Below are 12,600 nucleotides of genomic sequence, written 5' to 3'. Positions count from 1 at the left end.
CTGCGCCCGTCAGGAGAGCTGTTTGAGCCCGCAGGGCGAGTTCTCTCCTGACAGCAGGATGAGCCTTAGAACAACAGGCAAGGGCCGTTGGCGCAAAAAGCTTCCCGGCCCACCGCCGGTTGCAGGGCTATTCATGGGTTCGTGGATGTGCATGCACTGACATCAGAATCCCCAGTCCGATCATGAATGTCAGCATGGCCGTACCACCATAACTGATGAGGGGCAGTGGGACTCCGACAACGGGTAAAATCCCTGTGGTCATCCCCATGTTGATAAAAATATACAGAAAAAATGTCAGGCTCAGGGTGCCGGCAATCAAGCGGCCAAAAGCATCGCGACTTTCAAAGGCGATGACTAGTCCACGCAGGACAATCAGGAGGTAAGTGGCAATTAGAATGAGCACACCAAAAAGACCGAATTCTTCGGCAAAACCGGCAAAAACAAAATCTGTTTGTGCTTCGGGCAAAAAGTCGAGATTCACCTGGGTACCGTTAAACCAGCCCTTTCCCCAAAAGCCTCCGGAGCCAACAGCAATCATGCTCTGAATGATGTGGTATCCCGCCCCTAGGGGGTCGCGTTGAGGGTCAAGGAAGGTCAGAATGCGCTCCTTTTGATAACCGTGTAGGAAATGCCACATGACGGGTCCGCTGACCGCGACAATGATGAGTAGTCCAATAAACCAGCGCCGCCTCACACCAGCCAGCCACATCATGAAAATGCCAGCGGCACCAATTTGTGCGGCGGTACCCAGATCTGGCTCCTTGGCAATCAGCAGAAAAGGAATGGCGATCAGTATCAATCCGGTAATTGCCGCACGCCAATGGCGCACGTTTTCCTGCTGGGAATAGTAGTAGGCCATCAGTAGCGGTAAAGCCAGTTTCATGAGTTCCGACGGCTGAAAGGTGATGGGTCCGGCACCTAACCAGCGTCGGGCTCCCAGGCTGGTTTTGCCAGCGACCAGGGTGAGTGCCAGGAGTATAACGCCGATGCCATAAAGTGCCGGAGCCCAGGCGCGGATGCGTTCTGGCGGGGTATTGGCAATGGCGATCAGCACAATAAAGCCGATGGCAAAGTGGAATAACTGGGCGAAAACCACGCGAAGGCTTTCCTGACTGCCGCTGTAAAGTACGGCCAAACTGATGCCCATCAGAATGACAACACCGGTCAACAGTGCTGGATCCAGTTTTTGCAAGGGACGGAACAGACGTTGTGACCAATTCATTACGATGGCTTCAAATGATGGCGCAGATAATCCAGCAAATAGGTAAACAGGGGCCAAAGTAAGGCTCCCATCAACGGGCTGAGGAGCAGGCTGAAATGCCAGCTCACTGGCCCGGACCATAGTTGCCAGGACCAGACGATCAGTCTATGGGCGAACAACAGCATGAAAATGAAAATCAATTGTTCCCAAACAGACAGATGGCGTACCCTGCCCAGGCCATTGACCAGCGCATAAATCATGAGAACACTGGCAACGGCCTGTCCACCGGGCACATCGCCCATCACCACATCCTGAAGTAATCCAATGAGCCATACCACCGTATAGCTGAGTTCGGAACCACTGCGGATCGACCAGTAAAGCAGAAGCATGGCGACAAAATCCGGATGGATCATGCCATAAACAGGGCCATAGGGGAGTGTTTCCAGGGCCATAGCCAGGAAAAAGGCGATCACCATGGCAATGGCATTCATGCTTTGTCAGACCGTGATGCCGGCTTGTTCTTGAGAAGTATAAGCACTGTGGTGAGCTGACCCAAGGGTACTGCGGGCCGCACTGAAATTTGTGCAAAGGGCTCATCACCATTGTGAATGACCCTGGAAATGATACCAATATGCAGGCCAGAAGGAAAACGCCCCCCGAGCCCAGAGGTGACCAATTGATCACCCGCTTTCAGGGTAGTGTTGCGCGGCTGAAAGGGAACACTCAACCAATGAATATTGCCCTTGCCATTCACCAGCAGCGGAAGGTTTGTGCCCGCCAGTTGTGCCGGAATGCTGCTGTCGAGGTCGGAAATCAGGGCGATCTGGGCGCTGAGATCGGCTACGTGAATGACTTGCCCGGCCACACCACCGGCGGCCAGCACCGGCTGACCTACCTGAACACCATTGCGACTGCCCAGATTGACGGTAATGAGCTGGCTGCCGGGGGAAAAGTTTTCGGCGATGACCTGGGCAACCGCCATCTTTCCGGGCGGCTGGGGAAAGCTGTCGAGTAATGCCAACAGTTGGCGGTTTTCATTGTGTAATATTTCGTTTTCCAGCAGTTTGGGTTCCAGTGTTTTGAGTTTTTCCCGCATTTGCGCGTTTTCGGCAAGCAAGCTGCGGCGATCTTGCAGATATTGGCTCACTGTACGCCAGTTTTCTGTGGCCTGAAGATCCAGCCAATGAATAGGATAGGTTAGATTCCCGGACCAGTTCAGCATATTGGGATGCTTTTCGCTGAGCCCGGCAATGACGATACTCAACAACACAAACGCCGCTACACGAAGGAGCGGCGGGTAGCGGCGGGGGAAAAACAACGCTGGCATGCTGAATGTTTACAGTTTCGCCGGATTAATCGTCGGCGAATACCTCACCCAGAAGTTCCAGCTCTTCCAGAGCACGACCACTGCCTCGCACTACACAGGTCAAAGGATCTTCGGCAACAATCACCGGCAAGGAAGTTTCCTCCATGATGAGGCGGTCCAGATCGCGCAACAACGCACCACCCCCCGTCAGAACCATGCCGCGCTCGGCAATATCGCCAGCGAGCTCCGGAGGGGTTTGTTCCAGGGCCAGCTTGATGGCGCCGACAATGGCACCCAGCGGTTCCTGAAGAGCTTCCATGATTTCATTGCTATTGATGCTGAAAGTGCGGGGGACGCCTTCGGCGAGATTGCGCCCGCGCACTTCAAGCGTCAGCACTTCCTGACCGGGATAAGCACAGCCCACCTTTTTCTTGATTTCTTCGGCGGTGCTTTCACCAATCAACATGCCGTAATTTCGCCGAATATAATTAACGATGGCTTCATCCATTTTGTCACCCCCTACCCGGACGCTTTGGGAATAAACCACACCGCCCAGAGCAATTACACCGACTTCAGTGGTCCCACCGCCAATGTCCACCACCATGGAGCCGGTGGGTTCTGCGACTGGCATGCCGGCGCCAATGGCTGCCGCCATGGGTTCTTCAATCAGATGCACTTCGCGAGCTCCCGCGCTCATGGCTGATTCGCGGATGGCACGGCGTTCTACCTGCGTGGCCCCGTAGGGCACACAAACAATAATACGGGGGCTGGGGCTGAGAAAACGCTGGTGATGGACGCGACGAATGAAGTGCTTGAGCATCGCCTCCGTAATTTCAAAATCGGCAATGACGCCGTCTTTTAAAGGCCGAATGGCAGTGATGTTGGCGGGGGTGCGTCCGAGCATGCGTTTGGCCTCTTCACCGACATGTAAACGCCGACTGCCACCACCCCTGCGGCCGGTATGAATGGCAACGACAGAAGGCTCCGAGAGGACAATGCCCTTTCCTCGCACATAAATCAGGGTATTGGCCGTACCCAGGTCAACAGCGAGGTCCGTGGAAAAAAGTCCAAGAATGCGTTTCATGATCATCTAGTTACAGGCCTTTATTATGCAAGTGGGGACACGGCCGGGACGTGAACAAAATAAAAAATCATTTCCGGGCTGCAAAATTCAGTGCGCAGTCTAGCATGAGGTATGGTCGAGATAAAATCTGGTGAAATGGGGTGATTTGGCTACAGGAGCTTGTTTTGCGCACAAAAAAACCAGCGGTCAAAACCGCCGGCTAATGCTGCTCGCTACCTGACCATGGTTAAAGCTTGTAGGTTTTAGGAAAGGCAATGCCGTGGTTGTTTGCCATGTCCTTGTTGAGTACCGGCAGATCCACCTTATCTACCCGCACATTCTTTTTGGATTGCAGCCACTTTGAAAAAATATCCCAGACGGGTTTCCCTTCAACAGGCTGCATGGCTGCCCATCCTGCCACTTTGTATTTTTTGCTGGCAGACATCGTTTGGCCACCAACCCGCATATTGCTGCAACGATGATAGATTTTTTCATCCGGATTAAAGTCATACTGAATATTTCCGACCCGGATCATATCCCCACCCTGTTGATAATAGGGGTTCGGATTGAAGATGTTATCTGCCACCTGCTCCATGATGTTCTTGATTTGTTCCCCGGTGTAGGTGTTGACCGTAACCTGAGGATAGGTGATGGCCGTCTGCCCCATAACGTCTTCCATGGTAATGGTTTCACCGGGGAGCTTGCAGTAGCCCCAGCGGAAGCCTGGGGAGAAAGATACTTCGCAATCCATTTCTTCCCGTAAGGCGTCACAAAGTAACTGGTCAAAGCTGCCATTGAAGTTGTCACGCCGATAAAGCAGGCTTTCGGTAGTAGCCAGGGGCTGCGCCAATTTCTGCTGATAAGGGCTACGGACCTTATGGATGTAGTCAGCCATTTCCTGATCTTCCTTGATCAGGTTGGAGAACACCGGCAGATAATGGAAACGCCAGCCATTGAGCTTACCTTTGCCGACATCCAGATCAAAACGGGCTAATACCTTGCCATTGGTGCTGGTGTTGATAATGAGCGTATTGCCGACCATGAAGGGTTTGGGTCCCATAATGTCATGGGTATGACCACCCAGAATGATGTCAATACCCTTGACCATGGCGGCCATTTTCTTGTCAACGTCAGCACCGTTATGCGAGAGCACGACTACCAGATCAGCGTGCTGTTTCTCGCGGCATTCTGTCACCATTTTCTGCATATGTTCGGTATGAATCCCAAAACCCCAGTCAGGTATCATGTAACCGGGATTAGCGATGGGCGTAAACGGAAAAGCCTGGCCAATAACGGCAATTTTACGGCCACTGACCTCATGGATATGGTAGGGTTTAAAAACCAGTTCCTGCCAGGTATTGTTGAAGACGTTTTGTGCCAGAAAATTGGCCTTGAGTTCGGTTTTGACCAGGTGCTGCACCTGATCCTGCCCGTAAGTAAATTCCCAGTGACCAACAAAATCATCTATCCCCAGGAGATTCTGGGCACCGACCATATCCGCGCCCTTGGTCCAGAGACTGGTCGCTGAACCCTGCCAGGTATCTCCGCCATCCAGCAGTAACACCTTGTCACCCCGTTGTTGCCGATAGCGTTTGACCAGGCTGGCGATATGCGCGTATCCACCGATTTTGCCATATTTGTGTGCGAGAGTGTCGAAGTCCAGGCAAGAATAGGCATATTTGCTGGATGAAGGGGTGGCTACTCCATAATAATCCAGCATCCACTGTCCGCAGAGATGGGGAACCTGATTCAATACCTGCCCTACGCCAATGTTGGTATCCGGCTCACGCCACCAAACCGGCAGCAATTGCGCATGAGAATCTGTCATGTGCAATAAGGTGACATTCCCATAATCGGGAATTTCATAGGGGTCGGCATCTGCTCCCCAGGCCGACTGCACGGCACCCGGTGTCAAAAAGCTGCCAGCACCGGCTATACCCATTAATTGCATGAAATCGCGTCTACTTAAATTCATTGAATCCTCCGATACGGATTAAAGCCCGCCGGCAGCGGCTTGCTTCATCACGGTAATAATCTGATGATCCAGTTCCTGAGCCACCTTGGCGGATTCTGGATTTTTCGGGAAATATTTCAGTGCATAGGTCGGTAAATAGGTCATCAGTTTGAGTTGACCATTTTGTTCATACATGACAATTTTACAGGGCGCAAAAGCCCCGAATTCCGGTGTGCTTTTGAGAATTTTTGCACCCAGTACCAAATTGCAGACCTCATAAATGACATAGGGCTGATTGCTTTTAATACCTCTTTCCTTGAGTCCCTGCTGAACATCCAGCGTGCCGACTACATTCATATTTTCAGCCTCGGCACCGCTCTGAATACCCATCTTGATCTGGGCCGGAGTGACACCTTTTTGCACATTGACAATGTACAACGGGCTGGCGGTATTAATTGCCGGCATCCCGGATACTGTCGAAGTAATCTCGGCACCCTGTGCCCAGCCGCCAAGGCTCAATCCCGTGCAACATAATCCGAGCACGAGTAATGATTTTTTCATATTCATGGTATTCCCCACTGTTTCTGGTAGAAGTAGTACCGGGTAAAAAATCAGTATTTATTACCCGGGGTTGAGTTCAGGGACGATATCCAGGCACATTAATCTTGATGCCGTTGCTGAGATAACTCATGAAATATTCCAGACGCTGATAATCTGCGCTTTCGAGCGGTTGTGGCACCGCACCGACTTTTTTATCACAACCCTGCATCCGCTTTTGCAAGGTATTTACTGCCGACCAGGCGGCGCGATAAGTCGGAAAATGGGCGCTTTGGCCCTGTACTGGAGAGATGATTTGCGCGCGTAAATACTTCCCGGCATAAGCAACATGGCAAGTAGCGCAGGAAAAATTCAGTTGGCCGCGTTTCATGAAAAAGTAGGCTTTACCTTCTTCAAAGGCTTTCGTGGCCCCCGGACCCTGGACCTGAACATCTACAGGCATACCATTAGAGAGCGAGGTCAGATAAGTTTGTAAGGCCACCATATCACTGCTGCCATATTTAAGTGGTGCCTCACCATTAGCCTTGCGGCAAGCATTCAGACTGGTACCGATAGTCACGATGTCATGGGTTTTGGGATCATACATGGGGTAATGTGCCGCCACACCCTTTCCCCCATCAGGATAACAACTGGCATAAGACTTGCCATTAGCAAAAGACTTGGTCCACAAAGCCTTCCCTTGGGATAAAGTCAAATCTCCGGGATTAAACTGAATAGCCTCCTGATATTGACTGTACATTTCCGGGCTGAATGCATATGAACCCAGCGCGTATTTTTCCAAAGGCATTTTGGGATTTTGTTCCTTGAAATAAGTATGAAATTGTTTGAGAGTCTCGGCCGGTCCGACCTTGGTATTCCCCAGGTCCCACCAGTTGACTGCCTGCGCGGCGTCACTGACACCAGCTAGGCCTATGATTGAAAGCGCAATCAGCAACCGCTTCATGGGTTCCTCCTTTTGTTGCAGGGGCGATTTCATTCGCCCCGATATAGGTATCAGGCTACTGTCAGTTTGGAGTCAGCACTCCAGTTACCGCCGGTATTGTCTTTCCAGACCATTTTCAGGGTTCCGCTACTTTCGGCCCGCAATTTGAATGCGAGGTAGGGATTGGCACTGACGGCTGTACTCCAGTCAATGTCGAGCAAAGGCTTGTCATTAAATGTCACCGTGACGGTCTGGATAAAATGGGCCGGAATGACTTTTCCAGCCTTGTCTTTGGTCAGGCCCGTAGTCATGGGATTCATGATCAATGAACGGATTTCGACAATTTCCCCTTTTTTGGCGCTACTCGCCATGCGAATCATTGGGTTACCTAAATTTCCTGCCATGGATAATTCCTCTTTTTAATGGATGTATATTGGTTCAGCCGCCACAACCACCAATGGTGACTTTGACTTCCCGGGGGGCAGAGGCCATCAGTACGCCTTTATTGGTTTTGGCAACGACCCGGACATTGTCCGTTTTTGCCATTTTGATGCGTTGCTGGATGTATGCTTTACCGACTGCAGGCGTAAACGTGAACTGACTGGCCAGAGGGGTGGGGTTGTGATCAACAAACAGATAAACCGCTGCAATGTAATCTTCTGCCGTCATGGGTGAATCTACTTCAATGGTGACGGGAACCGCTCCGCCGTTTTCGGCAATAGTGGGCGCTGTCAGTTTAACTTTGGAGGATACCGGAATGTCGGTTTTGCCAACGGAGTCAGACATGGCTTCTTTCAGTAACTTGGCATCAAAAGCTTTTTCAGGCCATCCGGCCACATTATCTGCAAAAGCCAGCTGCGGCTTGATCAAGCCCAGACCAGCAGCCGTAGCTACCGCCCCTGTAGCCAGGCTGGCACCTAAAAACTGGCGTCGCTCAATGGGTTTACTCATCATTATTGTCTCCTTAGGAATTATAGATGGATTTATTACTTCAAAGACCACAAATAGTCGGCAACATGCTCTAATTGTGTCTGCGTCAGCACTTTGTTTTTGCCAAATTCAGGCATGTTTGCATAAGGGAAAAGTTTTTCAGGGTCACCCAAAAAAGCGACGAGTTTTTCCTTGGTCTGAAACATCTGCTGAAAGGTCACCCCCTGCATGGGTAGAGCAGGACCCACATTACCCGCCATTACTCCACCGGGTAGAGCGTGGCAGGCCAGGCAGTTTCCCTGAGCGCGATTGAAGGCAATAGCTTTGCCGGCCTGAATACTGCTGACGTTACCCGGCGCTTCTGCCGCTGTGGCATTTAGGCTAAGTCCCAGACAGGAAATCCCCGTCATCAGCAAAGCGATCTGAGCCAGCTGTTTATTTCTGTGCTTCATAAAATGCTCCTTTAATGCAGCGCGTCCTACGGGCGCGGCAAAATCAATTAGCAGATTTTGTGCCATCTTTTTAGAAGGAGTAGTCTCTTACTGTAAACAATAAAATAATATGTAAAGTATAATTATTGGTATTATTTTTTTAAGCCATTTTTATGGCGTTTCCAGCCCTGAATTTGGATCAATGGGTGTATTTCAATGGTTCAGAAAGGTGGGCGCAAAGATGCTGTTCGGGTTAAGGTGCTGCCGCGCGCAAGAGAAGGGGCAGTCGAGAGAAAAAACAGTGTGCCAAAAGGACCAGATGTTTCGCACCGGTCCCTGCAATGGATCAGTTATCGAGATTGTCTTCTTCAGAATCCTGGTCGCCAAGCAGGCCAATATTTTTCATTTTGGTCCGCAATTGTTTGCGGCTGATGCCCAAAAGAACAGCTGCCTGACTTTGATTGAATCGGGTTTTTTCAAGGGCGCTGAGCACGGTTTGCCTTTCCAGGGCAGGTAAATCAAAGGGGCTTGCCGTACCTGGTCCACCTGAACCAGCATTTTGCTGGCAGATGTCGGGAGGGAGGTTTTGCCGCTGTATGTGCCCATGACGATTGAGCACCACCATCCGTTCCAAAAGATTTTCAAGTTGTCTGATATTGCCTGGCCACTCATAGGCTTCCAGGGCAGCCATGGCCTCACTACTGATGGTTACGGTCGGGCTACGGCCAATGACGCTGCAGATTTGTTCGAGAAAATGATGTACCAGCGGCGCGATGTCCGCCTGCCTCTCGCGCAGTGGAGGAATATGGAGCGGAATGACATTCAGTCGATAATAAAGATCTTCCCGGAAGTGGCCTTCGGCCACAGCCTTGGCCAGATCCATGTGTGTGGCTGCCACAATCCGGGCCGACATGCGCATGGGTTGATGGGTGCCCAGACGGGTAAATTCCCGTTCCTGAATGGCGCGGAGCAATTTGACCTGCATGGCGAGAGGCATATCTCCCACTTCATCCAGAAAAAGGGTTCCGGCACCAGCCATCTCCAGTTTGCCAGCCTGCGTGCGTGTCGCTCCAGTAAAGGCCCCTTTTTCATAGCCAAAAATTTCACTTTCCACTAACTCCAGTGGAATGGCGCCACAGTTAAAAGCGACAAAAGGTTGTTCCGCCCGATTTGAAGCTTGATGCAAGGCGCGAGCAACCAGCTCCTTACCGGTACCGGATTCTCCGGTGATCAGCACATTGGAGGGTGCTGGCGCCACCAGATCAATGGTTTCCAGCAGGGTTTCGATGGCACGGCTGACCCCGATCAGGCCGTGCCGGCGTGGTTCCTGACGCATGGGTGGTAGGGATCTACCACGACGCCCCAGGGTTTGACGAATCAAGGCAATCAGTTCGCCCTCATCGACCGGTTTGGTCAGATAATGTTCGGCACCTGCCTTAATGGCTTCGACCGCTTGCTCAATTTCTCCGTAGGCTGTTGTAATAATGACCGGTATTTCAGGATGTGTCGCCTTGGTATTGCGCAATAGTTCGGTGCCGGAAATCCCGGGCAGACGCTGATCAGTCAGGATTAATGCGGGTTCACTGTTTTCAATGGTCGCCAGTGCCTGTTCGCCATTTTCGGCCTCCAGTACCTGGAAACCCTCGGCAGTGAGTACCGCTGCCAAAACACAACGAAGGTTTTTTTCATCTTCTACAATTAAAATCAGATTTTGCATATTTATAGGGTCGGTCTCAGAAATTTTCTAGCTATAGTCATCATCAGGATGACAGGGGAAGCCTGCAGGGCAAATGGAGAATGAACCTGGCACCAGAGTGGGTTTCGCACAACTCTACGCTGCCATCATGCACCATCATGATTTTGGTGACTACTGCTAATCCCAGACCACTACCCTTGGTTTTGGTGGTGACATAGGGTTTGAAAATGGTCGCCCGTTTTTCTGGAGGAATGCCCAATCCATTATCACAAACCATAATGTCCAGCTGCGCAAGCCCGGATTTTTCTGCAGAAAGATGCAGTTCCCCATCTTGCATGGGCATGGCATCAATGGCATTGAGAATCAGATTACTCAAAGCCTGTTCGATCAGGGACGGGTCCAGCATGGCATGCAGGGATTCCGGGCAATCCAGAGTGGCCATAATCGTTTTGGTCTCCAGGTCTGCGCGATGCCTGGAGAGACATCGCTCCAGCAGATGCCGGATTTGCGTGTCGACAGGGATCGCCGCGTAGGGCCGACCAAAGTCCAGAAAGCCCTGTGTCATGTCATACAGGCGTTGCACTTCTTCTTCAATGATGCGGATAAAATCGCCCTGATTGTCTGCCTGACCATAGCGTACCAGGTAACGTGCAGCGCCGCGTAAGGAAGAGAGGGCATTGCGGATTTCATGAGCCACCTGCGCAGACATTTCACCAATGGTGGCCATACATTGCATGGCCTGTTGGCGCTGGTGCAGCTGACGAAGCTCCAGCAAATGTTCCTTGAGGCGTTGTTCGGTGAAACGAAAAGCCCATTCCAGGCGGTACAGTTCGTCGCCCGACTGGGGAGGGCGGACAAGGGTAAACTTTTTGTCGAGACCAAGACGGTCTTCCATACTTTCAATTTCATCCAGTAGTCTTAATACCGGACGCGTCATCGCCAGGCTGACCAGATAGGCCCCCAACAGACCCAGTAATGCGGTAATCAAGCCAAGTACAATCAACCGGCTGGTGGTTCTATTCAGGCGCTGGTTCACCAGTCTGTTAATATGTTTCTGATTACCCTGGAGATATACAGAACCCAGCGGATTACCTCCGGCCAGAATAGGCGCAGCGAAGTGATCGGCCTGATGGGTGTTGGCTCTGGACAAATATGAAGGGAGGGTTTGTCCCAACTGGCGGATATCGGGGCTGGCTACCACGACATTTCGGCTATTGGTGATGACTACTGTTTGCACCAAAGGATTGTGCAGTTCTGCCAGCTTGCCCAGTTTTCCACCATCTTTCAGCAGGAGAGGATCCGCTGCCGAGCTGGCCAGTGTTTCTGTAAGTCGCAGCAATTCGGTTTGTACCTGATTGGTGAGATCGTTGCGAACAGAGGTGTATAAAAATATGGAGATAGATAAATAAATCAGGGCCACCAGTAGCAGCACAAAAGTCATGCTTTTGGCCCGCCAGGACATGTTTTGCCAAAAGTGCATCACTGGCTGAAAAATATGTACAACGGCTGCCCGAGTTTTCCAAACATCCTGTTTTTTTGAGGAAGCAGGAATATCTGGTCCTGAAGCCTTGCTCGAACTAGGCATAAGGCAGAATGCTGAAACGCATGAAACCGGCCGTGTCCAGCACGTTGAGGGGCATTTTGGCAACCTGTTGTTTGACCGCGCTGTGTATTCTGAGCGGTAGCTGGCGTTTGCCGACCAGGGTCCATACCGGTGCCCGGCCAGCGCTTTGGACAATTGACCAGATACCGGGTAATTCTTTTTCAAGGGCCATGACAGTAGCTGTACGGACTATGCCGAGTGTTGCACGATTTTCTGCCAGTGCTGTAAAAACAGCATGCTCTGAACCTTCGGGAACCCATATCACCGGCCTGTTACCTGCCAGGCGGAGCAGTTTGGCTTTAGCCAGCGCGCGGGCGCTGCAGTAAGGACTGGCAAAAGCAATGCGCAGAGGACCCGAGGATGGCGCAGCGCTTGGTGACGGCATATCCCTACGAATAATCGCCAGGCCATGCAGATCACGGCGTGGAACCGACTGGGCAATAGGTAGCATCTGCGTTTTTTCCATGACGACCATTCTGGGTGTTAGCAGGGCGAAGTCAAATTTACCAGCGCGCCCATCGGCGACGAAACTCTTTTCGTTATGGGGAATAACCAGCTGCACAGGAAGTCCCGTAGCTTCATTTAACGCCTTTTGCAGCGGGGCAAAAATGCGGTATGCCGCTATCGGTGTGAAAGTGGGCGGAATGCCCAATGTCATGGCTTCTTGTGGCACTTTGGGAAGCAGTTTGACCCCGTGTATTTCTTGATAGAGCGTGCGTAGCGCATTGTAATCCCCATCATTAATGGCTTTAAATCCGGCTGCCAGCCCGCCAAGAGCCTGAATGCTTTTGGGATCCTGCATTTTTGCTGTCAGTAATGCGGCGGTGAGTTTCGTGCGGACGTTGGCGGGCACGCCGGCTGAGGCCGCCAGCAGGTCGCCAGGACCGACCTCGGCATCGGCAATGGCACGTAGGGTTCCAGAACGGATGTAAGGCG

At 51.6% G+C, this 12,600-nt stretch carries 13 protein-coding genes; all 13 read right to left on the bottom strand.

Translation table 11 applies throughout. The features are described from left to right. Positions 1-127 precede the first annotated feature (127 nt). The gene (gene rodA, locus HJG40_RS13785; RefSeq protein ID WP_215864728.1) at positions 128-1,222 is read right to left on the bottom strand and encodes a rod shape-determining protein RodA; all 1,095 of its coding nucleotides are present in this window, start codon (positions 1,220-1,222) and stop codon (positions 128-130) included. Then, entirely contained in the window at positions 1,222-1,692 is a 471-nt protein-coding gene (gene mreD / locus HJG40_RS13780) for a rod shape-determining protein MreD (protein ID WP_215864727.1), read from the bottom strand. The genes rodA and mreD overlap by 1 nt, the downstream gene beginning before the upstream one ends. Further along, positions 1,689-2,528, bottom strand: a complete 840-nt coding sequence (gene mreC, locus HJG40_RS13775; RefSeq protein ID WP_215864726.1) for a rod shape-determining protein MreC — start codon at positions 2,526-2,528, stop codon at positions 1,689-1,691. Before mreC ends, mreD begins: the two co-directional genes overlap by 4 nt. 25 nt (positions 2,529-2,553) lie before the next feature. Further along, positions 2,554-3,597, bottom strand: a complete 1,044-nt coding sequence (locus HJG40_RS13770) for a rod shape-determining protein (RefSeq protein WP_226857470.1) — start codon at positions 3,595-3,597, stop codon at positions 2,554-2,556. A 220-nt stretch (positions 3,598-3,817) separates the two neighbouring features. After that, positions 3,818-5,545 carry a thiosulfohydrolase SoxB gene (gene soxB, locus HJG40_RS13765; RefSeq protein ID WP_215864725.1) on the bottom strand — a complete coding sequence of 576 codons (1,728 nt, stop codon included), beginning with the start codon at positions 5,543-5,545 and terminating at the stop codon, positions 3,818-3,820. A gap of 18 nt (positions 5,546-5,563) precedes the next feature. Then, positions 5,564-6,091, bottom strand: a complete 528-nt coding sequence (locus tag HJG40_RS13760; RefSeq protein WP_226857469.1) for a DUF302 domain-containing protein — start codon at positions 6,089-6,091, stop codon at positions 5,564-5,566. Positions 6,092-6,161: 70 nt separating this feature from the next. Beyond that, a complete protein-coding gene (gene soxA, locus HJG40_RS13755; RefSeq protein ID WP_215864724.1) occupies positions 6,162-7,025 on the bottom strand; it encodes a sulfur oxidation c-type cytochrome SoxA in 864 nt (287 codons plus the stop codon). Between the two features lie 50 nt (positions 7,026-7,075). Next, on the bottom strand, positions 7,076-7,408 hold the full coding sequence (gene soxZ / locus HJG40_RS13750; RefSeq protein ID WP_215864723.1) for a thiosulfate oxidation carrier complex protein SoxZ: 333 nt from the start codon (positions 7,406-7,408) through the stop codon (positions 7,076-7,078). 34 nt (positions 7,409-7,442) lie between these two features. Beyond that, positions 7,443-7,955, bottom strand: coding sequence for a thiosulfate oxidation carrier protein SoxY (soxY, locus tag HJG40_RS13745; RefSeq protein ID WP_215864729.1), 513 nt, complete (start codon positions 7,953-7,955; stop codon positions 7,443-7,445). Between the two features lie 35 nt (positions 7,956-7,990). After that, complete coding sequence (soxX, locus tag HJG40_RS13740; RefSeq protein WP_215864722.1) at positions 7,991-8,386, bottom strand: sulfur oxidation c-type cytochrome SoxX; 396 nt, start codon at positions 8,384-8,386, stop codon at positions 7,991-7,993. A gap of 325 nt (positions 8,387-8,711) precedes the next feature. Further along, positions 8,712-10,082: a sigma-54-dependent transcriptional regulator gene (locus tag HJG40_RS13735; RefSeq protein WP_215864721.1), complete on the bottom strand. Its 1,371-nt coding sequence runs from the start codon at positions 10,080-10,082 to the stop codon at positions 8,712-8,714. A 43-nt stretch (positions 10,083-10,125) separates the two neighbouring features. Continuing rightward, a complete protein-coding gene (locus HJG40_RS13730) occupies positions 10,126-11,502 on the bottom strand; it encodes an ATP-binding protein (protein WP_226857468.1) in 1,377 nt (458 codons plus the stop codon). Between the two features lie 136 nt (positions 11,503-11,638). Further along, on the bottom strand, positions 11,639-12,600 hold a 962-nt coding region (locus HJG40_RS13725), incomplete at its 5' end, for a PhnD/SsuA/transferrin family substrate-binding protein (RefSeq protein WP_215864719.1).

This window comes from Acidithiobacillus concretivorus (assembly GCF_018853445.1).
In the GTDB taxonomy this organism is placed as follows: domain Bacteria; phylum Pseudomonadota; class Gammaproteobacteria; order Acidithiobacillales; family Acidithiobacillaceae; genus Acidithiobacillus; species Acidithiobacillus concretivorus.
The sequence above is the reverse complement of the archived record's forward strand: the minus strand, read 5'-3'. Positions and strand labels throughout refer to the sequence as shown.

Excerpts from the sequence above, each read along its gene's own strand:
- rodA (WP_215864728.1), bottom strand. The coding sequence starts at position 1,222 with ATGAATTGGTCACAACGTCTGTTCCGTCCCTTGCAAAAACTGGATCCA.
- mreD (WP_215864727.1), bottom strand. The coding sequence starts at position 1,692 with ATGAATGCCATTGCCATGGTGATCGCCTTTTTCCTGGCTATGGCCCTG.
- mreC (WP_215864726.1), bottom strand. The coding sequence starts at position 2,528 with ATGCCAGCGTTGTTTTTCCCCCGCCGCTACCCGCCGCTCCTTCGTGTA.
- HJG40_RS13770 (WP_226857470.1), bottom strand. The coding sequence starts at position 3,597 with ATGATCATGAAACGCATTCTTGGACTTTTTTCCACGGACCTCGCTGTT.
- soxB (WP_215864725.1), bottom strand. The coding sequence starts at position 5,545 with ATGAATTTAAGTAGACGCGATTTCATGCAATTAATGGGTATAGCCGGT.
- HJG40_RS13760 (WP_226857469.1), bottom strand. The coding sequence starts at position 6,091 with ATGAATATGAAAAAATCATTACTCGTGCTCGGATTATGTTGCACGGGA.
- soxA (WP_215864724.1), bottom strand. The coding sequence starts at position 7,025 with ATGAAGCGGTTGCTGATTGCGCTTTCAATCATAGGCCTAGCTGGTGTC.
- soxZ (WP_215864723.1), bottom strand. The coding sequence starts at position 7,408 with ATGGCAGGAAATTTAGGTAACCCAATGATTCGCATGGCGAGTAGCGCC.
- soxY (WP_215864729.1), bottom strand. The coding sequence starts at position 7,955 with ATGAGTAAACCCATTGAGCGACGCCAGTTTTTAGGTGCCAGCCTGGCT.
- soxX (WP_215864722.1), bottom strand. The coding sequence starts at position 8,386 with ATGAAGCACAGAAATAAACAGCTGGCTCAGATCGCTTTGCTGATGACG.
- HJG40_RS13735 (WP_215864721.1), bottom strand. The coding sequence starts at position 10,082 with ATGCAAAATCTGATTTTAATTGTAGAAGATGAAAAAAACCTTCGTTGT.
- HJG40_RS13730 (WP_226857468.1), bottom strand. The coding sequence starts at position 11,502 with ATGACTTTTGTGCTGCTACTGGTGGCCCTGATTTATTTATCTATCTCC.